Origin of the sequence: Chryseobacterium lactis, assembly GCF_003815875.1 — a bacterium.
GTDB lineage: Bacteria > Bacteroidota > Bacteroidia > Flavobacteriales > Weeksellaceae > Chryseobacterium > Chryseobacterium lactis.
In genome coordinates, this window is the sequence record NZ_CP033924.1 from 903,419 (window position 1) to 929,110 (window position 25,692).

General features: G+C 37.1%; 26 protein-coding genes and 1 riboswitch. Of the genes, 9 read left to right on the forward strand and 17 right to left on the reverse strand.

Annotated features, from left to right (window positions below; translation table 11 throughout):
• Window position 1: 1 nt before the first annotated feature.
• The 8 genes from EG342_RS03830 to EG342_RS03865 all read right to left on the reverse strand — a co-directional run bounded on the left by EG342_RS03830 (window position 2) and on the right by EG342_RS03865 (window position 6,215).
• Entirely contained in the window at window positions 2-742 is a 741-nt protein-coding gene (locus EG342_RS03830) for a hydroxymethylpyrimidine/phosphomethylpyrimidine kinase (protein ID WP_103288491.1), read from the reverse strand.
• Entirely contained in the window at window positions 718-1,305 is a 588-nt protein-coding gene (locus EG342_RS03835) for a thiamine phosphate synthase (RefSeq protein WP_103288492.1), read from the reverse strand. The genes EG342_RS03830 and EG342_RS03835 overlap by 25 nt, the downstream gene beginning before the upstream one ends.
• Window positions 1,302-3,113, reverse strand: coding sequence for a phosphomethylpyrimidine synthase ThiC (thiC, locus tag EG342_RS03840; RefSeq protein ID WP_103288493.1), 1,812 nt, complete (start codon window positions 3,111-3,113; stop codon window positions 1,302-1,304). The genes EG342_RS03835 and thiC overlap by 4 nt, the downstream gene beginning before the upstream one ends.
• A 24-nt stretch (window positions 3,114-3,137) precedes the next feature.
• Window positions 3,138-3,344, reverse strand: coding sequence for a sulfur carrier protein ThiS (gene thiS / locus EG342_RS03845; protein ID WP_103289251.1), 207 nt, complete (start codon window positions 3,342-3,344; stop codon window positions 3,138-3,140).
• 58 nt (window positions 3,345-3,402) lie between these two features.
• Window positions 3,403-3,499, reverse strand: a riboswitch (TPP riboswitch).
• 116 nt (window positions 3,500-3,615) lie between these two features.
• The gene (locus EG342_RS03850) at window positions 3,616-4,293 is read right to left on the reverse strand and encodes an RluA family pseudouridine synthase (RefSeq protein WP_103288494.1); all 678 of its coding nucleotides are present in this window, start codon (window positions 4,291-4,293) and stop codon (window positions 3,616-3,618) included.
• Between the two features lie 11 nt (window positions 4,294-4,304).
• Complete coding sequence (locus tag EG342_RS03855) at window positions 4,305-4,622, reverse strand: hypothetical protein (protein ID WP_103288495.1); 318 nt, start codon at window positions 4,620-4,622, stop codon at window positions 4,305-4,307.
• A 3-nt stretch (window positions 4,623-4,625) separates the two neighbouring features.
• Window positions 4,626-5,441, reverse strand: coding sequence for a 3-methyl-2-oxobutanoate hydroxymethyltransferase (panB, locus tag EG342_RS03860; RefSeq protein WP_103288496.1), 816 nt, complete (start codon window positions 5,439-5,441; stop codon window positions 4,626-4,628).
• Window positions 5,442-5,501: 60 nt separating this feature from the next.
• A complete protein-coding gene (locus EG342_RS03865; RefSeq protein ID WP_103288497.1) occupies window positions 5,502-6,215 on the reverse strand; it encodes a Crp/Fnr family transcriptional regulator in 714 nt (237 codons plus the stop codon).
• An 89-nt stretch (window positions 6,216-6,304) separates the two neighbouring features.
• On the opposite strand from EG342_RS03865, the gene EG342_RS03870 reads away from it, so the two are divergent.
• The 9 genes from EG342_RS03870 to EG342_RS03910 all read left to right on the forward strand — a co-directional run bounded on the left by EG342_RS03870 (window position 6,305) and on the right by EG342_RS03910 (window position 15,883).
• Window positions 6,305-8,683: a heavy metal translocating P-type ATPase gene (locus tag EG342_RS03870; RefSeq protein ID WP_103289254.1), complete on the forward strand. Its 2,379-nt coding sequence runs from the start codon at window positions 6,305-6,307 to the stop codon at window positions 8,681-8,683.
• Between the two features lie 109 nt (window positions 8,684-8,792).
• On the forward strand, window positions 8,793-9,002 hold the full coding sequence (ccoS, locus tag EG342_RS03875) for a cbb3-type cytochrome oxidase assembly protein CcoS (protein WP_103288498.1): 210 nt from the start codon (window positions 8,793-8,795) through the stop codon (window positions 9,000-9,002).
• A 21-nt stretch (window positions 9,003-9,023) separates the two neighbouring features.
• Window positions 9,024-11,285: a cytochrome-c oxidase, cbb3-type subunit I gene (ccoN, locus tag EG342_RS03880; protein ID WP_103288499.1), complete on the forward strand. Its 2,262-nt coding sequence runs from the start codon at window positions 9,024-9,026 to the stop codon at window positions 11,283-11,285.
• Window positions 11,286-11,304: 19 nt separating this feature from the next.
• Entirely contained in the window at window positions 11,305-11,505 is a 201-nt protein-coding gene (locus EG342_RS03885; protein ID WP_027373015.1) for a cbb3-type cytochrome oxidase subunit 3, read from the forward strand.
• Window positions 11,506-11,515: 10 nt separating this feature from the next.
• On the forward strand, window positions 11,516-12,397 hold the full coding sequence (locus EG342_RS03890) for a cbb3-type cytochrome c oxidase N-terminal domain-containing protein (RefSeq protein WP_103288500.1): 882 nt from the start codon (window positions 11,516-11,518) through the stop codon (window positions 12,395-12,397).
• 94 nt (window positions 12,398-12,491) lie between these two features.
• Window positions 12,492-13,946: a cytochrome c oxidase accessory protein CcoG gene (gene ccoG / locus EG342_RS03895; protein ID WP_103288501.1), complete on the forward strand. Its 1,455-nt coding sequence runs from the start codon at window positions 12,492-12,494 to the stop codon at window positions 13,944-13,946.
• Window positions 13,947-13,955: 9 nt separating this feature from the next.
• Window positions 13,956-14,408: a FixH family protein gene (locus tag EG342_RS03900; RefSeq protein ID WP_103288502.1), complete on the forward strand. Its 453-nt coding sequence runs from the start codon at window positions 13,956-13,958 to the stop codon at window positions 14,406-14,408.
• Window positions 14,399-15,124 (forward strand): sulfite exporter TauE/SafE family protein, encoded by a 726-nt coding sequence (locus EG342_RS03905; protein WP_103288503.1) that lies wholly within the window; start codon window positions 14,399-14,401, stop codon window positions 15,122-15,124. The genes EG342_RS03900 and EG342_RS03905 overlap by 10 nt, the downstream gene beginning before the upstream one ends.
• A gap of 21 nt (window positions 15,125-15,145) precedes the next feature.
• Window positions 15,146-15,883, forward strand: coding sequence for a hypothetical protein (locus tag EG342_RS03910; RefSeq protein ID WP_103288504.1), 738 nt, complete (start codon window positions 15,146-15,148; stop codon window positions 15,881-15,883).
• Window positions 15,884-15,937: 54 nt separating this feature from the next.
• On the opposite strand, the gene serS is transcribed toward EG342_RS03910, so the two are convergent.
• The 9 genes from serS to EG342_RS03955 all read right to left on the reverse strand — a co-directional run bounded on the left by serS (window position 15,938) and on the right by EG342_RS03955 (window position 25,687).
• On the reverse strand, window positions 15,938-17,206 hold the full coding sequence (gene serS, locus EG342_RS03915; RefSeq protein ID WP_103288505.1) for a serine--tRNA ligase: 1,269 nt from the start codon (window positions 17,204-17,206) through the stop codon (window positions 15,938-15,940).
• A 65-nt stretch (window positions 17,207-17,271) separates the two neighbouring features.
• Window positions 17,272-17,793, reverse strand: a complete 522-nt coding sequence (locus EG342_RS03920) for a hypothetical protein (protein WP_103288506.1) — start codon at window positions 17,791-17,793, stop codon at window positions 17,272-17,274.
• Window positions 17,794-17,832: 39 nt separating this feature from the next.
• A complete protein-coding gene (gene asnB / locus EG342_RS03925; protein WP_103288507.1) occupies window positions 17,833-19,728 on the reverse strand; it encodes an asparagine synthase (glutamine-hydrolyzing) in 1,896 nt (631 codons plus the stop codon).
• A gap of 63 nt (window positions 19,729-19,791) precedes the next feature.
• On the reverse strand, window positions 19,792-21,045 hold the full coding sequence (locus EG342_RS03930) for a lipopolysaccharide biosynthesis protein (RefSeq protein WP_103288508.1): 1,254 nt from the start codon (window positions 21,043-21,045) through the stop codon (window positions 19,792-19,794).
• Window positions 21,046-21,050: 5 nt separating this feature from the next.
• The gene (locus EG342_RS03935) at window positions 21,051-22,184 is read right to left on the reverse strand and encodes a glycosyltransferase (RefSeq protein ID WP_103288509.1); all 1,134 of its coding nucleotides are present in this window, start codon (window positions 22,182-22,184) and stop codon (window positions 21,051-21,053) included.
• A gap of 96 nt (window positions 22,185-22,280) precedes the next feature.
• A complete protein-coding gene (locus EG342_RS03940) occupies window positions 22,281-22,769 on the reverse strand; it encodes a hypothetical protein (RefSeq protein WP_103288510.1) in 489 nt (162 codons plus the stop codon).
• 186 nt (window positions 22,770-22,955) lie between these two features.
• Complete coding sequence (locus EG342_RS03945) at window positions 22,956-23,735, reverse strand: (Fe-S)-binding protein (protein ID WP_103288511.1); 780 nt, start codon at window positions 23,733-23,735, stop codon at window positions 22,956-22,958.
• Complete coding sequence (locus EG342_RS03950; RefSeq protein WP_103288512.1) at window positions 23,725-24,348, reverse strand: hypothetical protein; 624 nt, start codon at window positions 24,346-24,348, stop codon at window positions 23,725-23,727. The genes EG342_RS03945 and EG342_RS03950 overlap by 11 nt, the downstream gene beginning before the upstream one ends.
• Window positions 24,349-24,358: 10 nt before the next feature.
• Window positions 24,359-25,687: a 4Fe-4S dicluster domain-containing protein gene (locus EG342_RS03955; protein WP_103288513.1), complete on the reverse strand. Its 1,329-nt coding sequence runs from the start codon at window positions 25,685-25,687 to the stop codon at window positions 24,359-24,361.
• Window positions 25,688-25,692 lie beyond the last annotated feature (5 nt).

Genomic DNA, 25,692 nt, shown 5'->3' on the forward strand with positions numbered 1-25,692 from the left:
CTTACGAATGCGTTCCCAATAAGCCGGGACTGCTTTTTAAAAATTTTTCAATATATAATTTTCCTTTTCTACAGGCTATTTCAAGACTTTCACCCTTAGCCAGATATCCGGCAATTGCCGAAGACATCACACATCCTGATCCATGCTTTGGATAATAAACAGTATTTGCATCCGTGGGTTGTAAAATGATTTCATTTCCTTTTTCAACTAAAACATCCGTTCCGAGCTGATCTTCTCTGTGCCCTCCTTTGATAAGTACGGGACGTAAGTTTTCATCAGAGAACAGATTATAATCTTTTAAAACTCCATATTCATTATAATTTGGAGTTATTAAGCTGATCTTGTCTACTGTATTTTTTAACATTGAAAGGGTTTCAAGGTTGAAAAATGAAAATTCAGACGTACTTTTTAAAACAGGATCCCAAACAATTTTGATATCAAAATTATATGCTTGAACAGTCTTTATAATTTCATCAAGATATTCGGCATCTTTCACAATCCCGATTTTTACTGCTGAAACCGGATAATGATCCATCAGAATACAAATTCCTTGTATAATTTCCTGTAAAGGGCGCCATTCTAACCTCAGACATTGGGATTCCGTCTGCTGCGTAAGCGCTGTACAAACTCCAAAGCCTGTCACTCCTATTTGTTCAAACGTTTTGGTATCTGCTAAAATTCCTGCCCCACCACTCGGGTCGAAGCCCGCAATACTGATTACAAACGGACGTTCTTTTTGCATTTTTTAAAAATATTTACAGGTTCATCACTTTCCCAAATAGCACCCAATAATGCAGCACCATCTGCACCAGCATCAAAAACATTCTGAATATTACCCGGATGAATTCCTCCTAAAGCAATTAATCTTACCTCCAGATTATTTCGTTGTTTGATATCTTCCATCACTGTTGAATGTTCACCATATCCTTTTTTTGAGATACTGGGAAGGAACGGGCTTACGAAAGAATATTCCCAATCTTTCTCCAAAGTATTATAGGTAGCAATCTCATGAACTGAGGTTGAAATAATATTTCCATGAGTAAGGGATTGATACATGTTCTCCTTTCTATCTTGTTCTCTAAAATGAAGTCTTGAAATCGTAAATTCTTTCCCCAAATCAAAATGATTATGCAGCACCAGTCTCGGATAGAAAGCTTGATTAATTTCGTTGATAAAATCAATCATCGCTTCCTTAGTGATTCCCGGTTTTCTGATGTGAAGCAGATCCAGCCCTTCGTGAAACATTTCATTGATATGATCTGCTTCATTTTGAACCGGTGATTCAGGAGTGATCACCAAAATCATATATAAATTTCCTTTCCTTTTTCAATAAATTCCTGGGATTTATCAAACATCCCCTTCTCTGCAGATTCTCTGATTTCCTGGGTAATCTTCATTGAACAGAATTTCGGACCACACATAGAACAGAAATGCGCAATCTTTGCACCGTCGGCGGGAAGAGTTTCATCATGATAAGATCTTGCAGTGTCGGGATCGAGTGAAAGATTAAACTGATCTTCCCATCTGAATTCAAATCTGGCCTTGCTTAGGGCATTATCTCTGTACTGGGCTCCCGGGTGACCTTTCGCCAGATCTGCAGCGTGCGCAGCCAGTTTATAGGTGATCACTCCGACCTTTACATCATCTCTGTTTGGAAGTCCTAAGTGTTCTTTTGGAGTTACATAGCAAAGCATCGCGCATCCGAACCACCCAATCATTGCCGCTCCGATTCCCGAAGTGATATGATCATAGCCCGGAGCAATATCTGTTGTCAAAGGTCCTAAGGTATAAAATGGAGCTTCATCACATACTTCAAGCTGTTTTTCCATATTTTCTTTGATCATATGCATCGGAACGTGGCCAGGACCTTCAATCATTACCTGGACATTATGTTTCCATGCAATTTTGGTCAGCTCACCTAATGTTTCCAGTTCCGCAAATTGAGCCGCATCATTGGCATCAGCAATAGATCCGGGGCGAAGACCGTCTCCTAAAGAGAAAGCAACATCATATTTCTTCATGATCTCACAAATCTCCTCAAAATGAGTATATAAGAAGTTTTCCTGGTGATGAAAGAGACACCATTTGGCCATAATAGATCCTCCGCGGGATACAATTCCGGTTACTCTGCTGGCCGTCAGGTGAATATATCTCAATAAAACACCGGCATGAATTGTAAAATAAGACACGCCCTGTTCTGCCTGTTCAATCAAAGTATCTTTAAAAACTTCCCATGTCAGATCTTCGGGAACTCCTTTTACCTTTTCTAAAGCCTGATAAATGGGAACCGTACCGATTGGAACCGGGCTGTTTCTGATGATCCATTCCCGCGTTTCATGGATGTTTTTTCCTGTTGAAAGATCCATGATCGTATCTGCACCCCATCGGCAGGCCCATACCGCCTTTTCTACTTCTTCATCAATACTCGATGAAACGGCACTATTTCCGATATTGGCATTAATTTTCACCAAAAAATTTCGCCCGATAATCATCGGTTCACTTTCCGGGTGATTGATATTATTTGGAATAATAGCCCTTCCGGCAGCAATTTCAGCTCTTACAAATTCGGGGGTAATTTTACTTTTGGGTGTATTGGCTCCAAAGCTGTTTCCGGGATGTTGGAACGCCATTTCTTTGGAAGCCGTTTCCAGCTGCTCGATACGTTGATTTTCTCTGATTGCTACATATTCCATTTCGGGTGTGATAATTCCTTGTTTGGCATAGTAAAGCTGTGTAAGCTCTTTTCCTTCCTGAGCAACTTTGGGCTTATGATCGTAGGAAAAGCGTAATTCGTCCAAACGTGGATCGGCTAAACGTGCTTTTCCATACTCGGAAGTAATCCCGTTCAGGATATGTACATCTTCTCTGTTGAGTATCCACTGTTCTCTGATTCTTGGAAGTCCCTTCTGAATGTCGATTATTGAATTTTCATCAGTATAGGGACCTGAAGTATCATAAATGGTTACGGGAGCATTGTCTTCAAAACTTCCGTTGGTAAGCTTGGTCGGGCTAAGCTTAATTTCACGCATTGCTACATTGATGGGATGTATTTTTCCTTCAATATAAATTTTCTTTGAGTTCGGAAATGGTGAACATGTAATGGAGTGAGCCATAATATTGGTATTAAATATGAAAAATTAACCGCCCTGAGTGGCAGTAATGATTAAAACTGAATCCTGATCTTTGAGAAATGTTTCTGCCCAGGCGGACAGGGGTACAATACGATTGTTGAGGGCTATGGCAATTCCCTTTTTCTTTCCGGGTAATTCTATAGCCAATAATGCTTCCAGGTTGTCAGGAAGTACATCGAATGTTTTTCGGGTGTGGTTGATTATAAGTTCCATTCCTAAATAATTTATATACACTTTAGGAATGGCTATTATTGTACAATAGAATGTACAGCAAAAGTCATCTACTTTTCCCTACGCTGGTATAATCCAGATCAGGTTCAAAGGGTAAAGTCTCAGTCTGTTGGTAACAGACACCCCTAAAGTTTGGAACGAAGTTAGACATTTTTTTAGAATAGGCAAAATTTGAAATAACATTAAAGAAAAAGTCCATCTCAAAATTGAGACGGACTTTTATATTTTTTCTTTGATTGCTTTAGAACTCTTGCTATTGTTCACAAGCCCTCCAGATGGCATCATTCTGAGGCACCGGAGCTATAATTTCAATTTCTTCTTTGGTGACAGGATGGATAAATTCCAGTTTTCTGGCGTGAAGATTAATTCCGCCGTCCGGGTTGGAACGTGGAGAGCCATATTTAAGATCTCCTTTAATCGGAACTCCTGTTTTTGATAACTGGGCGCGGATCTGATGATGCCTGCCAGTTTCAAGATCAATCTCAAGAAGTAAATAATTATCCAACGTTTTAATGATGTGATATGTTAAGATAGCTTCTTTGGCACCCTCAGTAGCTTTAGGAAAAACGATGGCTTTATTATTCTTTTCGTTTTTCTTCAAATAATGAACAAGCCTTTGGCTCTGCGGAATCATTTCTTTTCCCACCACAGCCCAATATGTCTTTTTGATCTCGCGGTTTTTCACCATCTGGGTAAGACGGGAAAGCGCTTTTGAAGTTTTAGCATAGATCACTAATCCTGAAGTAGGACGGTCTATACGATGAACCAAGCCGAGAAAAACGTTTCCCGGCTTAGCATCTCTTATTTTTATAAAATTCTTGATAGATTCCAGTAGTGATTCATCGCCGGTTTTGTCGCCCTGTACAAGCTGGCCAACCTTTTTATTAATCACCAGAAGATGGTTATCTTCATATACAATCTGCTCCTTCATAGTACTTTATTCTATCTTCTTCTGTTTGATAATGACAGGATAATTCCTCCCAGTAAACCAATGGTTTTAATGGCTGAAAGATTTGAACTTTCAGGAATAAACGCTCCCACCACACATACCACTGCTGCGGCATACATGGCATACACAAAATTTTTATTGGTAAGTAATGGTGCCTGAATAAAGAAGCTGGCTCCAATCAGTACATAAAAAACTTTTCTGGAAAGTAAATGGTTAATTTCAGGAGAAAATAGATTAAACCAACCTACAGCAAGACAAATCAGTGCTGCAATGGATAATATTCCCTGAATAGATTGTTGTTGATTTTGCATGAATTAATAACTTTCGTTTTCGTTTGGAAACTCAACACTTTTTACATCTTTTACATATTGAGAAACAGCTCCTGTAATTTCCGTGTAAAGGTCAAGATATCTTCTTAAAAATTTTGGGCTAAACCCTTTGTTCATTCCTACCATATCATGGTATACCAAAACCTGTCCGTCACAATTCGCCCCGGCTCCGATTCCGATCGTAGGAATAGAAATGCTTTCTGTCACTCTTTTGGCTAAGTCAGCAGGAATTTTTTCCAATACTACGGAGAAACATCCCAATTCTTCTAAAAGTTGTGCATCGGTAATCAGTTTTTCAGCTTCTGCTTCTTCTTTTGCTCTTACTTTATAAGTTCCGAATTTATAAATAGACTGTGGCGTTAATCCCAAATGTCCCATTACTGGAATTCCGGCATTAATAATTTTTTTGATCGATTTTGAAATCTCTTTTCCGCCTTCAATTTTCACGGCATGAGCTCCACCTTCCTTCATCATTCTCACAGCAGATTCCAATGCTTTTTCAGGATTACTCTGATAAGTCCCGAAAGGTAAATCGGCAATCACCAGTGCTCTGTCGGTTCCTCTTACCACACTTTGAGCATGATAGATCATTTGATCCAGCGTAATTGGCAGTGTAGTTTCAAAACCAGCCATTACATTCGCTGCCGAGTCTCCAATCAAAATAGCATCTACTCCACCTGCATCTACCATCTTTGCCGTGGTAAAATCGTAGGCCGTAAGCATTGTTATTTTTTCCTTGTCGAATTTCATTTTACGCAAGGTTTCAGTCGTAACTTTTTTAATTTCAGAGTGAACAGACATAATTTATCTATTTTTAAAAGTTAAAAAGTCGGCTCTAGGCCGACTTAAGTTTTTATGTTTTTATAAAACTACGTGACCGAGTTTCATGAGTTTGTCGTGATTGAGAATTTTGATATTTCTTCCGTCTACTTCAATCAGGCTGTCCTGTTTGAATTCAGAGATAAGACGAATGGCACTTTCAGTAGCAGTACCAATAATGTTGGCAATTTCTTCTCTTGTCAATGAAATTTTGATAAACCCTTCCGGATCTACACCAAGCTTCTGTTCCAAAAGCAACAGGATCTCAGCAAGTCTTTCCCTCACCGTTTTCTGTGCAAGGAATGTAATGGTATTGGAAGACTCTCCTAATTCGTAAGAAATTTTTTGAAGCATTACAAAAGATAGCTGTGGATCTACCTCCAGAAGATACATGAAAATATCTGCAGGTAAAAATATACAGTCAATATCTGTCATTGCTTCTGCTTTGGCCTGGAAATTCTCCCCGCAAAGCAAAGAACGATAGCCGATGATATCCCCTTCTTTAATAAATCTTAAAATCTGATCTTTCCCGAATGCTCCTGATTTTGATAATTTAGCGGCTCCTTTTTCAATGACAAACACTCCTCTGGGAGTTTCTCCATCTTCGAAAATAGTATCGTGTTTCTGAAAACTCAATCTTTTTTTTCCGTTAATATATTTTTCAAAATCTGCGCTAGAAAGTCTTTCCTTAAAAGATTTATCATTAAAAACTCTGGCGAACCTCTCTTCAATTGCTATCTGTTGTTCCTGCGGCATTTTATATGATATTTATCACAAAAATAGAACTTTTTAACTCGATAAACAAAAAAATTTGTTATAATTTTGTAGTTCAATATTTTAGGGTGGTGAGCGAGAACTGTTTTCATTGTGGTCAAGGTATAGAAAAAGAGAGAATTTTGTTTGATGAAAAGATTTTCTGTTGCAACGGATGTAAGTCTGTTTATGAAATTCTGAATACAAACAATTTAAGTAATTTCTATCAGCTGAATAAAGGGGCAGGAATTCGTCCAAGCGATGATAATTCCGGACAATTTGACTACTTAGACACTCCTGAAATTTTCGAAAAGGTGACCGATTTCTCAGAAGGAAACACCAGTCTTGTCACCTTTAAAATCCCTGTAATCCACTGCTCATCATGTATTTGGCTATTGGAAAGCCTTCATACACTGAACAAATACATTAAGTATTCTCAGGTCAATTTCACCAGAAAGACCTTACAGATATCATTCAACCATAACGACCTAAAATTAAGCGAACTAGCTAATTTTTTAACTAATTTAGGATACAAACCGGTTATCAGTCTTGAAACAGCAGAAAAAAATGTTGATCATCTTGACAAATCACTGCTTATCAAATTTGCTATTGCAGGTTTTGCATTTGGAAACGGTATGTTCCTGGCATTTCCCGAATATGTGGGAGGCGAAGATTACTGGATGGAGCATTACAAAGGACTTTTCAGGGTACTGATGTTCCTGTTGGCCTGTCCCGTTGTTTTTTACTCCGCTTCAGACTATTACAAATCTGCATGGTATGGTTTAAAAAATAAAATCGTCAATATTGATGTTCCTATCGTCCTGGGAATATTTGTTCTCTTTGGACGAAGCATTTACGAAGTGGCAACGGGTTATGGTCCCGGGTATTTTGATACACTTTGCGGCCTCTTATTCTTTATGCTGATGGGTAAACTTTTCCAGAAAAGGACATACAGCGCTCTTTCCTACGACAGAGATTATAAATCTTTCTACCCTATTGCCGTAACTAAAGTGGACTTTGAAGGAAAGCAGGAAAACATTCTTCTTTCTGAAGTAAAAGTTGGCGACAGAATTTTAGTCAGAAACCAGGAAATCATCCCGGTTGATGCTATTCTTATTAATGGGGAAGGAAATATAGACAACAGCTTCATTACCGGAGAAAGCGAAAGTATCAGCAAGCAACCCGGTGATAAAATTTTTGCCGGAGGAAAGCAGATCGGATCATCTTTGGAACTGGAAGTTATTAAAAATGTTGACCAGAGTTACCTTACCCAGCTTTGGAATAAGGAAGCCTTCAAGAAACATGAAACCGGACTCGACACACTCACCAATAGCGTCAGTAAATATTTCACTTTCATTATTTTAGGCATCGCTTTGGTTTCAGCAATCTATTGGTCATTTATCGATCTTGAAAAAATGTTCCAGGTTGTTTCAGCTATTCTTATTATTGCCTGCCCTTGTGCACTTGCTCTTTCTGCACCTTTCACTTTCGGCCACATTATGAGAATTTTAGGCCGAAATAAGTTTTATGTAAAAGATACTTTAACGATTGAAAAAATTGCAAAACTTGACACTATTGTTTTTGATAAAACAGGAACAATTACCCACAGAAAAAAATCAAATATCAAATACGAAGGTTCTGAAATCAATGAATTTGATCTTTCGAATATCAAAACCTTATTAAAAAACTCCAACCATCCACTTTCAAAATCATTATATGAATTTATTGAATTAAATGATGACTATTTCCCCGTTGATCAGTTCGTAGAAATCTCCGGAAAAGGATATGAAGCCAATGTCAGAGGAAATCTTTATAAAATAGGATCTGCCCGCTACAATAATCAGGAACCAAAGAATTTGGAAACGGCGGTTTATATTAGCAAAAACGATCAGTTTGTCGGAAAATTCATCTTCAAAAATGAATACCGTCCACAATTGAAAAACCTGTTCAATAAACTAACCGGTTACAAAATATTCATCCTGAGTGGTGATAATTCTTCTGAAGAAAATCAGCTGAAAGAACTGATTCCGAACTACAAAGGAATGGCCTTTAATCAAAGCCCGGAAGACAAACTCAACTACATAAAAAACCTTCAGGATCAACATATGAAAGTAGCAATGCTGGGTGACGGACTGAATGATGCCGGAGCATTAAAGCAAAGTAACGTTGGAATTGCTATTGCTGATGATACAAACAGCTTTACACCATCCTCAGATGTCATTATGAATGGAGAAAAAGTAGTGACTTTAGACCACTATCTGAATGTTTGCAAAGGCTCAATAACGATTGTGAAAATGACATTTATAATCAGTTTCCTTTACAATATCGTTGGTTTAAGTTACGCAGTTACAGGACATATGCATCCGCTTTTTGCGGCAATCATTATGCCAATCAGTTCTATCACCGTGGTTACATTCACGACTATTTCGACTTGGATATTGGGTCGAAAATACTTCAAAAAGCAGGCGTAAAGCCTCTTATTTAGACTGATTTTAAATTAGCTGAAATCGGCATTTCGTGATGAATGTCATTATTTTTCACTAAATTTGAACCCCGAAAATAGGTTAATTTTGTTGTCCAATGGATATTCTATATTTAATGATCGTCTGCAGTGTTTCTTTAGCTGCGATCTTCCTGGTCGTATTTATAGTGTATGCCAAGAAAGGGCAGTTTGAAGATGATGAATCTCCGGCTGTTAGGATTCTTTTCGATGATGAAATCAAAGAAAAAGATGAAACTGGCGACAAGGATAAAGACGAAAAGGAAATAGGAGAAAATAATAAAAATTGAGAAAAATAGTGAATAGTTGATATGGAAACACAAAAGTTTAGTTATGACAATAGTATTGTCCGTGCGTTCCTCTATGCAACCATAATCTTTGGTTTCATAGGATTTACGTTCGGGCTTACGGCGGCATTAATGCTTTTCTACCCTGAATTACCAGAGTTCTTTTTCGGGACAGATGATACAACCATCAAGAGTTTGGCATCCGGTAATATTCAAGGTTTAATAAACACTCATGGTGCATTTGGTTTTGGTAGAATCAGAATGTTGCACACCAATACCGTAATCTTCGCGTTTGTATGTAACATCGTTTACGTTGGGGTATATTACTCTACGCAGAGATTATTAAAAACAAGAATGTATAGTGATACATTATCCTGGATTCATTTCTGGACTTGGCAGTTTATGATCGTTGCGACGTTCATTACCTTCTTTATGGGTATTAATACTTCAAAAGAATATGCTGAGCATGAATGGCCAATTGATATCTTAATTGCATTCTCTTGGATCATCTTCGGGGTCAATATGATTTTAACTATTTCGAAGAGAAGAGTAAGACACCTTTATGTAGCTATTTGGTTCTATCTTGGAACTTGGGTAGCGGTGGCAATGCTTCACATCTTCAACAATCTTGAAGTTCCATTATCATTCACTGGATGGAAATCTTATTCTGCTTATGCAGGAGCAAAAGACGCCATCGTACAATGGTGGTATGGTCACAATGCAGTAGCATTCGTTTTGACAACTCCGGTTTTAGGTTTGATGTATTACTTCTTACCAAAAGCGGCAGACAGACCGGTTTTCTCATATAAACTGTCTATTATCCACTTCTGGTCACTAATCTTCGTATATATCTGGGCTGGTCCTCACCACCTTCAGTATACTGCACTTCCGGCATGGGCACAGGCGGTAGGGACAGGTTTCTCTATCATGCTTATCGCACCATCTTGGGGAGGTATGTTAAATGGTCTTCTTACTCTAAGAGGAGCTTGGGATAAAGTAAGGGAAAACCCTATTCTTAAGTTCTTCGTAGTAGCCGTTACTTGTTATGGTATGGCAACATTTGAAGGACCATTATTGGCAACAAAAAACATCAACAAAATTGGTCACTTTACGGACTGGGTTATCGGTCACGTACACTTAGGAGCTCTTGGATGGAATGGTTTCATGGCATTCGGGGTTATCTATTATCTGGTACCAATTATGTGGAGAACAAAAATGTGGTCTGTAAAATTAGCTAACTGGCACTTCTGGTTAGGGACATTAGGAATTATTTTCTATGCAGTACCCATGTATATTTCAGGATTCACGCAAGGATTAATGTGGAAGCAATTCAACCCGGACGGTACTCTATTATGGAAAAACTGGCTGGATACTGTAACTGCTATTATTCCTTACTTTAAAATGAGATTCGTAGGAGGTTTATTCTACATTTCAGGAGCAATCTTAATGATTGTAAACGTAATTGCTACGGTAAGACAAGGATCATTCCAAAAAGAAGTTCCTGCTGAAGCTCCGGCATTGGCAAACATCGGTAACAAACGTAAAGAAGGAGAAGGGTTCCACCTTTGGTTGGAAAGAATGCCTTTACTTTTAACAGTATTATCATTATTTACTATTTCAATAGGAAGTATGGTAGAAATTATCCCTACCCTTACTCTTAAGAAAAGTGTTCCTACCATTTCTGCGGTAAAACCTTATTCACCGCTGGAACTTGAAGGTAGAGATATCTATATCCGTGAAGGTTGTAATGCTTGTCACTCTCAGATGATCAGACCATTCAGAGATGAAATTACAAGATTTAACGGTAAAAACGGACAGTACTCTAAAGCTGGAGAATTTATCTATGACAGACCGTTCCTTTGGGGATCTAAGAGAACCGGACCGGATTTACATAGAGAAGGTGGTAAAAACCCAAGTTCTTGGCACTACAAGCACATGTATAACCCAAGATCTACCTCTGCAGGTTCAATTATGCCTCGTTACCCTTGGCTAATTGCTACGAACTTAGACAGATCTAAAATGGTAGACAAGATGAAGCTGATGAAGAATACATTTGATGTACCTTACACAAAAGCTCAAATCGACTCTGCAGATAAGTGGGCAGACAACCAATCAGCAAAAATTGTAAAAGATATCTTCTCTGAAGCCAATGACTTGAAAGAGGCATATGCGAAGAGACCTCAGGGAGAATTAGAGAAAAAAGAAATTGTAGCTCTTATTTCTTACCTGCAAAGATTAGGAACGGATATCAAAACAACTGAAATTAAAACAGCAAGTAATAACTAAACATTAAAAAGTTCATCATATGATTCCTCAGAACTTTAAAGATATATTATCCAATACAGAAAACGCTGGTTTCTACCAGACGCTGGCTCTGATTTTCTTTATGCTGTTCTTCGTTGCTTTGATAATATACGTTTTTAGCAAGCCTAAAAAATATTACAAAGAAGAAGAAGAGGCTCCTCTTGGGGATGATGAAGATGACGATTTTAATTTAAAAAATTAAACTATTTTTTATGAAACAAAGAACACCTGTTGTTGTAAACATCTTGATAATAATCGGACTTTTAATAGTTTTTTATTATTTGTTTGTACAGAGCTACTCGTTCCTAGGTTCGCCTTATTTCTGGGGAACTGTTGTGATTGCCGGTATTCTGGCATACATCCACAGTTCTATTGGAGATTTGATTGAAAATAACAGATTCAAAAAATTATCTCCGGAAGAAAAAGCTGCTTATTTAGCTGAGAAGAAAATTCCTTTTTTCAAAAGAATGTATGCCGCTGCTTTCAAAAAGCAATCTGAAACTGAAGAAAAAGATATCCTTATCGACCACGGTTTCGACGGAATCATGGAGTTGGATAACCAATTACCAAAATGGTGGGTAGGTTTATTCTATTTTGGGACTGCTTTTTGTATTGTATATATTGCAGCTTATGCTTTCACAGATTTCGCTCACCCATTGAGCGAATATGAGAAAGAATATAAAGAGCAATTGGCAAGCATTGAAGAATATCAAAAAACTCAGCCTCCTGTAACGATTGAAACAGCAAAATATTCAGCTGATAATATCTCAGAAGGTAAAGAATTATTCAAAACAAACTGTGCATCTTGTCATAAAGAAGACGGTAGCGGAGGTATCGGTCCTAACCTGACTGATAACTTCTGGATCAACCAGCCGGAGAAGACGTTATTTAAAAACGTATTCCATATGGACTGGAATGGTTCTCCTACCAACCCTGCGATGAGAGCATTCGGTAAAAACGGAGAAGTTTCAGGTGCTGAAATTGAAAAGATTGCAGCGTATGTATATCATATCAACCAGGAACAACCACCAGTAACTCCGGCTCAGGGAGGAGCTGCTCCTCAGGGAACTGAAGCGCACTGGGAAAAAGAATAATCTATAAAATTAGAATCATATGAAAAAACATAATTTGTTATTACCTTAAAAATAGTAACGAATTATGTTTTTTCTTTTTTAAACACATTACAATATGTCAGATATAGAAGAAATAGAAGTACGAGGCGGACAGGGACAGGTTCTGGACCCTGAAACTTACAGAGATTCTATCGGGACAATGGAGCAATCCGGTAAGAGAAGATGGGTATTTCCAAGAAAGCCTAAAGGAAAATATACCAACTATAGAAACCTTGTAAGTTATCTTTTATTAATTATTTATTTTTCGCTGCCTTTCATTACAATCAATGGTAACCCGTTACTGTTATTTAATGTAATAGACAGAGAATTTTTCATCTTTGGACAGCCTTTCTATCCACAAGACTTTTTTATCCTTACTTTAGGTGCTATCGCATCTTTGATTTTTATTATCGTTTTTACGATTGCATTCGGAAGAATTTTCTGCGGGTGGATATGCCCTCAGACAATTTTTATGGAATCAATTTTCCGTAAAATCGAATATCTGATTGAAGGAGACCGAAATAAGCAAATGAAGCTGGACAGACAAGAGTGGAACGGCGAGAAAATCTGGAAAAGAAGCTTAAAATGGTCGGTATATATTGTGATTTCACTGATTATTACTCATTTTATGTTCATGTATGTTGTAGGATATAAAGAAGTATTCAGAATTGTTTCCGAGGGACCATTTGCACATCCTACCAATTTTATTGTAATGATTCTGCTTACTGCTGCATTTTACTTTGTATTTGCATGGTTCAGAGAGCAGGTATGTACTCTGGTTTGCCCATACGGAAGACTACAGGGAGTATTAATTGATAAAGATACTATTAACGTTTTCTATGATTTTAAAAGAGGAGAAAACAGATCCAAGTGGAGAAAAGGAGAAGATAGAAAAGCTGCAGGAAAAGGAGATTGTATTGATTGCCATCAGTGCGTTGTGGTATGTCCTACGGGAATTGATATCAGAGACGGGCAACAGTTGGAATGTATCAACTGTACTGCATGTATCGATGCCTGTGATGAAGTCATGGAAAAAGTCGGTTTACCAAAAGGGCTGGTAAGATATGCTTCTGAAAATGAAATTGAGAAACAAACCCAATTTAAGTTTACAGGAAGAATGAAAGGTTTTGCCGTATTTTTACTTCTTTTGGTAGGATTTCTAGGCTATCTTCTGTACAGCCGTGGTGAAATGGAAGCTAAATTTATTAAGCCTGCGGGAAGCACATTCTTTGTAAAAGACGGTAAGATTACAAATACTTATAACTATACTTTCCTGAATAAAACCAACGATAAAAAAATCGTTACCATAAAGGTGATGGATCCTGCACATGGAGAAATTACTTATAGTGCTTCAAGCAAAATCCAGGTAGACAGAGATAAAATCTCCAAAGGAACGATTAATATCAGCTTCCCTGAAGATGAAATGAAGCTTTCTAAACAAAATATTACGATCGGCGTTTACGATATGAAAGGTAAACTGATCGATTCTTATCAAACTTATTTTGAAGGACCATTCAAACTACAATTTTAATTTAAAAAGATGAAGAACTTTAGTTGGGGACACGGTGTTGTAATTGCATTATTTGCATTCATAGTTTTCATATTATCCATGTTATTTCTTTTCCCGAACGGACAGAAGAATTCTGAAATGGTAACTGATAACTATTATGAGGAAGAACTACAGTATCAGGATGTAATTGATTCTAAAAAAAGAGCTGATGATCTACAGGAAAAGCCTGCGTACAGCCAGGATACCAAAGGAATTAAAATCACCTTTCCAAAAGACTACAATAACTCTAATACTACGGTAAAATTTGTTTTAAACAGAACCGACGACCAGAATTTAGACATAAAAAAATCTGTTGAACTTGACGCCAGCCAGTCTTTTCTGATACCTGCTCAGGTATTGAAAATGGGAAATTATACATTAAGATTAAGCTGGACAAAGGATAAAACAGACTACAGAATGGATTATGATGTGATATGGAAATAGGACTTCTGATATCGGCTATTGCTTTGGGCTTTGCTTCCGGTTTTCACTGTATCGGAATGTGTGGTCCTATTGCACTATCGATGGGGTTAACCAAAAAGCAGGCAGCTAATTTTTATCTTCAGAATCTTACCTATCAATTCGGAAGAATTTTCACCTATTCTTTATTGGGTGCGCTTTTAGGAATTATAGGGCAAGGTTTTGAGATGGCGGGGTTTCAGAAGTATCTGACAATCATAGCCGGTGTTCTGCTTATTATCATGGCTGTATTTTCATTTGGAGGAAAAGATTTTGCATCTAAAATTCCTTTCCTTTCTAAATTTTTATATTCTGTCAAATTAAACTTAGGAAGATTGCTCCAAAAAGCAGATTACCGTTCCAGATTCACGACAGGTGTTCTGAATGGCTTTTTACCATGCGGGATGGTGTATATGGCACTTACAGCCAGTCTGGCAGGCGGAGGAATATGGCAGGGGGCTGTTTATATGGCTTTATTTGGTTTGGGAACCCTTCCATTCATGTTTGCCATAGTTTTGGCCGGAAATCTCATGAATCAGGCTTTCAGGGTAAAAGTCTTAAAGGCTGTCCCTGTGATTATGATTATTCTGGGTGGACTTTTTATTCTGAGAGGCTTAGAACTGGGGATTCCCTATGTTTCGCCAAAAGCTGAAGCTATGACAATTTCCACAGACCACAATGGAGCAGTTAATTGCCATTAAATTCGAATGTATAGTACGATCATGAAGAAAACGATTGTCTTATTTCTGATAAGCCTGTTTATGCTGCAATCATGCAGTATTAATTCTGAAATCATTTATCATAAAGATGCAGCATCTACTTCTGTGACCGATATTGACACCAGGGAATTTATGGCGGAAATGAAAGCAATGACCCCAGATTCACTGAAGGAAAAAGAATTTGGTGACATGGATAAGCTTCCTACCGCCTGGACGAGTATTTATGATCTTGAAAAGCAGGAAGGAAAGCTAAAGACTACCAATCCGGACTCTATCCGGATCATGAAGAAGATTTTCATGAAATCTAAAAAAGAGAACAATGAACCTGCTGGGTTTTCTTTTAAGATGGAACATTTTGTATCTGAGGATTATAAGGCTTTAGAAAACTTCACGAAACACGAAAAGCTACCGCTGGACCAGAATATTTTCAATAACTGGGATGGAAAAACGTTAACGATCAATACGGATAATTTTAATCTCAAAAATATTGAAGAAACCCTTCGTACCAAAAGTTTAAAAGAAGAGACGGAAAAAATAGAAGGTATGATGACAATGTTTTTCAAAAATATAGGAACTACTTTAAAGTTTGAAAATAAGATAAAATCAATCTCAGGCAAGCATGACTGGCTAAAACAGGTAGATGATCATTCTCTAAGGATAGAATATGATCTGAAAGCGATGTACGATCAAGATGCAAAGTTTAAAAATGCAGACAAAAAAATCGTTATTGTAACGGAATAAAATAACAAACCCCGCTGAGACATATCAGCGGGGTTTTATTTTAAATTAAATTTATTAATTAATTAACTCAAATCTTGCATATTCAGCAATCTTCTTAGGCAGTTTAATCCCTTCTGCAGTCTGGTTGTTTTCAAGCAAAGCAGCCATAATTCTTGGCAATGCCATAGCTGATCCATTTAACGTGTGAACCAATTGAGATTTACCATCTGCTTTATAACGGCATTTCAGTCTGTTTGCCTGGAATGTTTCAAAGTTGGAAACAGAACTTACTTCCAGCCACATTTCCTGAGCAGCACTCCACACTTCAAAATCATAGGTCATTGCAGACGCAAAACCAGTATCTCCGCCACAAAGTCTTAATACTCTGAAAGGCAGCTCAAGATCAGTAAGGATTTCCTTGATATGTTCTACCATTTCTTCCAAAACAGGGTAAGAATTTTCCGGTTTCTCAATTCTAACGATTTCTACCTTTTCAAACTGGTGAAGACGGTTTAATCCTCTTACATGAGCACCATAGCTTCCTGCTTCTCTTCTATAACATTGAGAAAACGCAGTGTTTTTAATCGGAAGATCTTTTTCATCCAATAATACGTCACGATACAGGTTGGTTACCGGAACTTCTGCTGTAGGAATCAGATATAATTTATCTTCATTGATATAATACATTTGTCCCTCTTTATCAGGCAGCTGACCTGTTCCGAATCCGGAAGCTTCATTCACTACGTGAGGAGGATTCACTTCTGTATATCCTTTTTCAACGTTTTTATCTAAGAAATATTGAACCAAAGCTCTCTGTAATCTAGCTCCTTTTCCTAAATAAACAGGGAAACCGGCACCGGCAATTTTCACACCCAGTTCAAAATCGATAAGGTTGTATTTTTTAGCAAGTTCCCAGTGGGGAATTGCTCCTTCACCAAGACCTTCTACCGTATGAGACTGGAAAATAATTTCATTGTCATCTGCAGAAGCTCCGCTCTTTACCAATTCGTTGGGAACGTTGGGAAGCTGGTACAAAATATCAAGTAAAGCCGTTTCTTTTACTTCTAACTGAGATTTCAATTCTGAACTCGACTCTTTGTATTGTGCTGTTTTAGATTTTGCCGATTCCGCCTCTTCTTTCTTTCCTTCCTTCATCAAAAGTCCGATTTCTTTGGAGATTTTGTTGATCTCGGAAAGCTGGGAATCTAATTCAAACTGGATTCTTTTTCTTTCGTCGTCAGCAGCGATAGCCTCGTCTACCAACTCAAGATTCTTGAATTGTCTTTTTTGAAGACCTTCTAAAACGCGCTCTTTATTGTCGCGTAAAAAATTGACTTGTAACATTTTATTTAGATGTTAAATATTAGAATGTTAGCTTCATATAAACTAACAATTGTACAAATTTAAAATTATTTTGTGATAGTTATGGTATTTATCGAAGTAGCTTGACCAGCATCCTTTGAAAATACTTCTTTCTTATTGTAAAGTACTTTAGAAACCTGAAACAAAGTAGGACTCATCCGATATTGTATTTCTACGGTATCATTCGTGACATTTGCTACATTATTAACATTAGTGGTAAGTGCTAAGGCCAATCTCGAGTAATAAGAAGTTCCTGTTCCCGGATTATCGGGGCTTACAGAGTCCAGTCTTCTTCTTTTTGCACCGGCGATATATTCCATATAAAATAATGAATCCTGTGTCATTCTAAGAGACACACTTACAGGAGAAACATTTCTGGTTCCGAATACATCATTTACAGAAAAACTCGTATAAGAGCCTGCTTTTTTGCTATTCAAAAGATCCTGGTTGGAACTGTTTTTCATGAAAATATTCAGCACCTGATCAACTCTCTGTAAAGACTCATCGTCACTTTTACAGCTTAAAAGTGCAACAAAAACAATCAGTATTCCAAAAACAATGTTTCTCATCAACAGCAAAGATAAAATATTAATCTTTAGGCACCTTCTTTATTTCTCAAAATATTTCTGATACCACAGCTCAAAAGTCACCAGCTGCCAGATTTTTACACAATCGTAACCGCTTTCAAGACCGGTCCACCATTCATCAATCACTTCAGGATTGAAGAAGTTTCTTTTCTTAAGACTGTCAAGATTTTCCGTCACAAAGTCTCTCACCTTTTTTTCATTTTTAAGGTAATAATCCAGTGGGAAGGAAAACCCTCTTTTAGGCATATGCAGAACTTCTTCGGGCAGATATTTTTCCGCAACCCTTCGAAGTAAAGGTTTATTGATAGTTCCGTTGAATCTTATTTTTTCAGGTAAAGAAGAAACGTAGTCGATTAATTCATTACTTAAATAGGGATATCGGAATTCTACCCCGTATCTCATTGCACTCAGGTCATCCCGGAAAACATGGTGGGAAGACAAAGAGTATTTCATATCATATTCAAAATAGTCCAAATAATTTTTTGATTCTGAAGCATGATAACCGGAAAGGTTGGTATTAATTTCTTTATAGATATCAGGGCAAATGATATTTTTAACCTCAATAGGCATCATTCCTGTCTGGCTTTGTCTGAAAAAATCAAACATAAAATCCTGTGAAAAGTAATTTTTAACCTTATCTGAAAATTTTCCCTTTGTTATAATAAACGGACTGATAAAGTTAAAATTCCTCATCAGAAGCCATTTTTTAAGCTTAAGGGTGTGAGAATAGCCTGCAAAAAGTTCATCAGCTCCATTTCCGCTTAGTACAACTTTAAATCCGTTATCATGGGCATATTTTGCTGCATTCATCAACACTTCAAGGCTGCTGTAGGGTTCTTCAAAATGTTGAATATTTTCTTTAAGCTCTGCCAGGATTTCATCATCATTAACCTTTTCAACCTGATGTGGAATATCAAAATGCTTCGCGGCGATCGATGCATTTTTTACCTCTTCTTCAGAAAACTGATACGAAATTGTGTAGGTATCAACATGGGTGTTAAAAGGTTTTGATTTTGAAGCAATTAAGGTAGAATCTATTCCTCCGCTCATCATTACTGCAACCGGAACATCTGCATATAATTGTTCTGCTATACTTTCCGACAATAATGTATCGACATGTTTTACAGCTTCTTCTTCGGAAATATTTTTATTGGTATTGGGAAAATCCCAGAACTTTTCCTTTGTAACGGTTTGATTTTTTAAATCAATCGCCATAAAAGAAGCCGGTTCCAGAGAAAATATATTTTGGAAACAGGTTTCCGGAGCTAGTGTTGTCTGAAAAAGAAAGTTGGTATATACTCCGTTCCAGTTGATTTCTGCCTTTATAAACTCATGCTTTAAAACAGCTTTGATTTCAGAAGCCCAAACGATCCCCTGTTCATTTTGAGAATAAAAAAGAGGCTTCATCCCTACCCTGTCTCTTGCCAGAATACATTTTTGATGAGTCAGATCAATAATGCAAAGGGCAAACATTCCGTCAAGTTTAACAAACATGTCATTTCCCCACTGCTGATAGGCTTTCACAATAACTTCTGTATCGGAAGTACTTCGAAAAGAATAGCCCAGCAATTCTAATTCCTCCCTGATTTTTTTGAAATTATAGATTTCTCCGTTGAAAGTTATAATGATTTGTTCATCTTCAGAAATCATGGGCTGATGCCCTTTTTCAGAAAGATCCACAATAGATAATCTACGGAACCCCAAGGCAATATCAGATAATTCTTCCTCCAAAATTGGAAATTGCTCTTTGATTTTCGTGGTAGAGTCGCTCCCTGAGAAAGATTGGCCACCACTTCTTTTATTTATCCAAAACCCTTCATCATCCGGCCCGCGATGCTTAATCGCCTGATTCATCTCCATAATATTTGTAGAGGAAATATTTTTATGAAATGAATAGTAACCGCAGATTCCGCACATAATAAAGACTTAATAGAATTGTAAAAATAGGGAAATGTCTTTGTTTGTAGCCGTTAAGACAAACTATTTCTTGAAAATTTTTTGTTTTAAAAGCCTGATATCTTCCATTGAAATCATATAATCACTCACTTTGAAAGGTGTAGAACGGTAAAATTTTCTGAATAAAATAAATGAAGACACCAGATAAGAAGATGTTGTTGCAAAGCAGGCTCCTAAAATTCCCCATCTGGGTATTGCTATAAAGGAAAAGATAACTGTAACCACCAACCCGACAATCGACTTTATATTCAGTATTTTTAACTCTCTGATTCCTGAAAAATAGTGCCCTATCATATCGCTTACTGCAATAGCACAGATTCCGGGTGATAAAAAGAATATAATTTCTTTGGTATCCCTGAATTCTTTCCCAAAGATCATCTGGTATATTTCGGAAGGAACAACAATAACACCCACCACAAAAGCGACCATTAAAATAGATGTCAGTTTAAGAGCCTCCTTGGTCTTTTTCACAGATTTCTTTCTGCTTTTGGTATTTACCACATCAGAATATAAAACAACAGCAATACTGCGGGTTATTGTCCAGATTGCTTCTGAAAAAGTAACTCCGATTGAAAAAATACCTACACTGGCAATCCCTTCAAAATATTCCAAAAAGTAAAATGATAATCTGTAATTAAGAAACTGAACAAATGCGCTTAATTGTGTTTTCCAGCCATATTCAAACATATTTTTAGCCACAGCCCTGGAAAAGGATACTTCCGCAAGGTTGCATTTTCTGATGATCTGGAAAAAGCTGGTTACGGATAAAACTACCAGACAAGCAATCTGAGCCTGAAAATATACCGATACGTCTTTTTTACCAAATCCGTATACCAACAAGCTAATAAATACGACGTGCACCAATTGTTGTAAAACCGTATACACATTGAATTTTCTGATATTCTGAGTGCCTATAAACAGGCTGATATTCGTAGATAATAAGGAAGAAAAAATAGAAATCCCAATAAGATAAAAAAGATATTCATCCTGAATTGAAGTAAAACTGAACAAAAAGGGAACGAAAAGGCCAATAAAGAAAGACCACAAGTAAGCGTACAACAAGATTTGTTCAATCTTAAATCTGGATGCAAAATAAGAAGTACTGCTTCCCGAAAAAACACTGCTAAAAAAGCTTACCGCTGCAGCATTGGCAATCACAATAGAGATGGTCCCTTTTCCTTCACTTCCCCACATATTGGTGGAAAATATCACCAATCCGAAACTCAGAATAAGAATCAGAAAGCGTGAAATGAAAGTTTTAATAATGGTAAGCTGCATGGCAATTATTTATCAATAGCTCCTTTCACAAAATCAAGAAAGGAATCACTGATTGTTTTCCAGTTATATTTTTCTCTAAAGTCCTTTTTTGCGTTTAACGCATGTGTGTCGTAAAGTTGAGGATTTTTTATATAATTAATGACTATATCTGAAATTAATTCATCATTTCCGGGATCTACCAAATATCCGAATGAAAGGTTTCCCATATGCTTCCGGATCCCCTTCAGATCCGAATATACAACGGGCTTTCCTGCACCCATAAAATAAAAAAGCTTGATAGGAAGTGAATGATGGTTTTCAAAATTGAGTTCCCTTAAGTCAAAACAGATATCTGCATCAGCAAATCCCTCTGTGAAATGTTCAAAAGATGTAGGCTTTCTAAGTTCTAAATCACTGAAAGAATATGTATTAAGCAACCCTTCAAAATAAACTCTATCACTGTTTTGCTTTGCACTACCAATAATTAAAATACGGATTCTAAGTAAGGGAAATTTTTTACGGACTTTATCAATTACTTTAAAGAAGTTCTCAATTCCTTTATCTTTTGAAATCTGACCCGTGTAACAAAGTGTGATGGTATTGGGTTCCAGTTCTTTTATATTTTCCCGGATATAAACAGGATCTGGATAATAGGGAAGGATCATTTGCTTTTTAAACCAGAAAAAATAAGCAAGAGGAAATCTTTTTGTAGTTTCTCCGAAAATAAAGTGGGTACTTAAAAAACCTGCGTATAGCTGAATAAGAAAGAATTTTAACGCATGAAAGATCTTGCCCGGAAATGGGTACCCTTCCAACATAGACATAGCAGGATACCATTCTGTAATATCATAAATACAGCTGATCTTATCTCTCTTTACCAAGTCTTTCACCGCAATTACGGCCAACGGTTCAGAGCAAATAATGGTATCAGGTTGAAAGGCATTGTAAACTTTTTGGAAAATCTCCTTTTTCTTTTCAATGCTCTCCCCTAAAATAGAGTATGCTTCGATGTCAATCCCTTCTTTAACGCCCTTATAATCTGCACATAAGCTGCAAATTTTAACTTTATATCCTTTCTCAATCAGAGTCTTCGCTTGATGATAAAAAATCCTATCATCATCATAAGCGTGAGAAGTCGTTAAAAAAAGTACTTTAGGCATTAATTTTTACTGGAATCCGTACAAAGATACACTAAAACAAAAAAGTGGAAAACACGTTTCCACTTTATGATTTGTAAGCTAAATAAGCGTAATACTTTATTTTATAGAAGCTGCCCAGCTCTTTTCCAAAGGAAGAAGAAAATGGCTTAAAAAATCAAGGTAAGTATTTTTAGAAAAGTCAAAAACCTGGATATCATTTGAAAGCTCACCATTTCTCAGTTGAGTTTTAAATGCCTGAAGTTTTAACGTTTTTACTTCTCCGTTTTCCATAAAACTGGCTTTCATTCTGTCGAAAAGTCCCAGCTGGTACTCTTCGTCTATTTCTTTCATTATTTTCCCCAGGGCATCTATACTGCATCCTGATGCCATTTCCTTTTCCTCATCAACACATACTATGATGAATTGATTTTTCTCGATTTTAAAAGAGGAAGAAAGTGGTTTTCCATGTGCAGCCCATGTAGCCAGGAAATCAAACAATTTTTCGGTAATCGCTTTTGCTTCTTTCGTTTCAAAAGGCCTTGATGCCGGGTATATAATGACTCTGTAGTCGTTGGTTTCTACAATATTAGATTCTTCGATTTTCATATCTAAACAATTTATTTTTAAATGCAAACATCATTTTACGTCTGTTCAACAGCAAGAAAATCTTGAAAATGATGATTTCACACCCTGTTAATTTAAAGTATAAAATTAAGAAATATTCTTGAGTTTATAAAGCATAAAAACCCAAGCCAAAGCCTGAGTTTTCATTTATATTTCTGAAAGCTGCTGCTACAGGTCTTCTGCTTCCGCAAGAAGTTCCACAATATCTTTTACAGCTACTTCTGTATTTTTGTTGAAATGTTTTACACCATCCGTCATCATCGTATTACAGAAAGGACATCCGGTTGCAATAACTTTAGGTTCAAAAGACAATGCTTCTTCAGTTCTCTCAATATTGATGTCTTTATTTCCTTTTTCCGGTTCTTTAAACATCTGTGCTCCTCCGGCTCCACAACAAAGCCCGTTCGTCTTGCAACGTTTCATTTCTACCAGCTCTGCATCCAGTTTCTCAAGCAGCATCCTCGGAGCTTCATATTCGTCATTGGCACGGCCCAGATAACAAGGGTCATGGAATGTTATTTTTTTCCCTTTGAATGCTCCACCTTCAATCTTTAATCTTCCTTCTTCCATCAAAGTTCTCAGGAATTGAGTATGGTGAACAACGTCAAATTTTCCACCTAAACTTGGATATTCATTTTTTAGGGTATTGAAACAATGCGGGCATGCTGTTACAATTTTTTTAACTTCATAAGCATTCAGAACTTCGATATTGGTCATGGCCATCATCTGGAAAACAAACTCGTTTCCTGCTCTCTTTGCCGGATCTCCGGTACAGCTTTCTTCCTGGCCCAGAACTGCAAATTCAACGCCTATTTTATTTAATATCTTGCAAAATGCTTTTGTAATTTTTTTGGCACGGTCATCGAAACTTCCTGCACATCCAACCCAAAATAAAACTTCCGGGGATTTTCCTTCGGCAGCATATTCTGCCATGGTTTTAATTTGCATTTCCTTTTTGTTTAATTAATAAATTAACATAGTACTCCTTTGCTTTTTTCATCACTTCTACAGGAACTATAGAAATGTATAAAGGATTGGCTTCGTCATAATTCAGATATTTCCATGTATTTCCTGTGGACTTGTCATTGAGGGCAAGAATCATACTTTGCTTACTCATTTCCATGGTGGTATCATTTAAAAATCTGGCTTTCATTCCTTGTGCTTCCATCAAACCAAGCATCATTTTCTTCTTTTCGTCATCAATCGCCTCGTTCAGGAAAGACATTTTCATCTTCATCGGATAGGCACTGAAAGCATATTTGATATTATCAGCAGTTGTAAAAATATCAGAAACACTGAACATTTCTTTGTCTGCATCTATTATTTCTATGGTAAACTCATCATTTCCTTCCAACAACCTTTTGAAACCATCAATCATTGTCTTCTTGTCGATCTTTTCAAAAATCGCAGGATGAGTCATGTCTAACATTCCCTGATAATCCTTTTTTTGAAACATAGACATAAATGCCTGTGAATCTTCAAGAATCTTTTTTTGGTCAGCTGACTGGGCTGCAATCCAACCACAGCAGATCAACGCAAACAGGAAAATTAGCCTTTTCATGGGGTAGGTATTAATCGTTAGCCCAATTCAAACGGTCTGCCTGGTTATATTGCCAAGGTGCCGCATTATTTTCTACGTTTGTCATCATGAGGTTCAATTCCTGAGGAGCAGCAGACTGTTCCATCACAAGGAATCTTCTCATTTCAAAAATAATGGATAACGGATCAAGCAATACCGGACAAGCTTCTGTACAGGCATTACAAGTCGTACAAGCCCAAAGTTCTTCTTTGGTAACGTAATCGTTTAACAGTTTTTTGCCATCATCAACAAATTTTCCGTTTTTGTCGATATTCCTACCAACTTCTTCCAAACGGTCTCTGGTCTTCATCAGAATCAATCTCGGAGAAAGTTTTTTACCGGTAATATTAGCCGGACAAACGGAAGTACAACGTCCACATTCTGTACACGAATAAGCATTAAGCAACTGTACCTGATTTAAATCAAAGATATCTTCTGCCCCAAATTTAGAGGGTGCAGCATCTGCTTCGCCTTCAGCCGGAGCGGCATATGGGTCTGCATTAGGATCCATCATCAACTTGATCTCTTTGGTTACCGAGTCAAGGTTGTTGAATTTTCCTTTTTTATCAAGATTAGCATACCACGTGCTTGGGAAAGCAAGAATGATATGTAAATGTTTTGAATAATAAAGATAGTTCATGAAGAAAAGAATTCCTACAAAGTGGAACCACCAGGCACCTTTTTCTGTAAAGAATAAAAATCCGTCACTAAAGTTGTTTAAGATCGGTGCTAAAAACGTAGAACTGATCGGGAAACTTCCATGCTCATGCAGAAGTCCTCTTTGTTGCAATACCCAATCTGAAGCATTCATTTTAAAGAAAGCCATCATCAGGGCAAATTCGATAATAAGAATCCAGTTTGCATCATGTTTTGGCCATCCGAAAAGCTCTTTCATGGTTAATCTCTTTACCCCATAAAAGTTTCTTCTGATAAAAAACACGACTACACCGATTACTACCAGAAGTGCCAAAATCTCTAAAGTTGCCGTAAAGAAGCTATAAAAACTATCTCCAAGAACTGAAGCCAGGAAACGATGTGTTCCGAACAATCCGTCGACGATGATTTCTACAAGTTCAATATTGATAATAACAAAACCTACGTACACAAAAAGGTGTAAAACACCGGCAACAGGACGTTTTACCATTTTGCTCTGACCCATGGCTACTCTTGCCATGGTAGTCCAGCGCTCAGATTTCCTGTCGTTTCTATTGATTTCGTGACCCAGCCTGATATTTCTGTATATTTTCTGCAGGCTTTTGGCAAACAGTCCAAATCCGGCCACTAATAAAATCAGGAAAATAATATTATCGATGTACTGCATAAGGG

Coding starts and splice junctions, on each gene's coding strand:
- EG342_RS03830 (WP_103288491.1), bottom strand. CDS start 742: ATGCAAAAAGAACGTCCGTTTGTAATCAGTATTGCGGGCTTCGACCCG.
- EG342_RS03835 (WP_103288492.1), bottom strand. CDS start 1,305: ATGATTTTGGTGATCACTCCTGAATCACCGGTTCAAAATGAAGCAGAT.
- thiC (WP_103288493.1), bottom strand. CDS start 3,113: ATGGCTCACTCCATTACATGTTCACCATTTCCGAACTCAAAGAAAATT.
- thiS (WP_103289251.1), bottom strand. CDS start 3,344: ATGGAACTTATAATCAACCACACCCGAAAAACATTCGATGTACTTCCT.
- EG342_RS03850 (WP_103288494.1), bottom strand. CDS start 4,293: ATGAAGGAGCAGATTGTATATGAAGATAACCATCTTCTGGTGATTAAT.
- EG342_RS03855 (WP_103288495.1), bottom strand. CDS start 4,622: ATGCAAAATCAACAACAATCTATTCAGGGAATATTATCCATTGCAGCA.
- panB (WP_103288496.1), bottom strand. CDS start 5,441: ATGTCTGTTCACTCTGAAATTAAAAAAGTTACGACTGAAACCTTGCGT.
- EG342_RS03865 (WP_103288497.1), bottom strand. CDS start 6,215: ATGCCGCAGGAACAACAGATAGCAATTGAAGAGAGGTTCGCCAGAGTT.
- ccoS (WP_103288498.1), top strand. CDS start 8,793: ATGGATATTCTATATTTAATGATCGTCTGCAGTGTTTCTTTAGCTGCG.
- ccoN (WP_103288499.1), top strand. CDS start 9,024: ATGGAAACACAAAAGTTTAGTTATGACAATAGTATTGTCCGTGCGTTC.
- EG342_RS03885 (WP_027373015.1), top strand. CDS start 11,305: ATGATTCCTCAGAACTTTAAAGATATATTATCCAATACAGAAAACGCT.
- EG342_RS03890 (WP_103288500.1), top strand. CDS start 11,516: ATGAAACAAAGAACACCTGTTGTTGTAAACATCTTGATAATAATCGGA.
- ccoG (WP_103288501.1), top strand. CDS start 12,492: ATGTCAGATATAGAAGAAATAGAAGTACGAGGCGGACAGGGACAGGTT.
- EG342_RS03900 (WP_103288502.1), top strand. CDS start 13,956: ATGAAGAACTTTAGTTGGGGACACGGTGTTGTAATTGCATTATTTGCA.
- EG342_RS03905 (WP_103288503.1), top strand. CDS start 14,399: ATGGAAATAGGACTTCTGATATCGGCTATTGCTTTGGGCTTTGCTTCC.
- EG342_RS03910 (WP_103288504.1), top strand. CDS start 15,146: ATGAAGAAAACGATTGTCTTATTTCTGATAAGCCTGTTTATGCTGCAA.
- serS (WP_103288505.1), bottom strand. CDS start 17,206: ATGTTACAAGTCAATTTTTTACGCGACAATAAAGAGCGCGTTTTAGAA.
- EG342_RS03920 (WP_103288506.1), bottom strand. CDS start 17,793: ATGAGAAACATTGTTTTTGGAATACTGATTGTTTTTGTTGCACTTTTA.
- asnB (WP_103288507.1), bottom strand. CDS start 19,728: ATGTGCGGAATCTGCGGTTACTATTCATTTCATAAAAATATTTCCTCT.
- EG342_RS03930 (WP_103288508.1), bottom strand. CDS start 21,045: ATGCAGCTTACCATTATTAAAACTTTCATTTCACGCTTTCTGATTCTT.
- EG342_RS03935 (WP_103288509.1), bottom strand. CDS start 22,184: ATGCCTAAAGTACTTTTTTTAACGACTTCTCACGCTTATGATGATGAT.
- EG342_RS03940 (WP_103288510.1), bottom strand. CDS start 22,769: ATGAAAATCGAAGAATCTAATATTGTAGAAACCAACGACTACAGAGTC.
- EG342_RS03945 (WP_103288511.1), bottom strand. CDS start 23,735: ATGCAAATTAAAACCATGGCAGAATATGCTGCCGAAGGAAAATCCCCG.
- EG342_RS03950 (WP_103288512.1), bottom strand. CDS start 24,348: ATGAAAAGGCTAATTTTCCTGTTTGCGTTGATCTGCTGTGGTTGGATT.
- EG342_RS03955 (WP_103288513.1), bottom strand. CDS start 25,687: ATGCAGTACATCGATAATATTATTTTCCTGATTTTATTAGTGGCCGGA.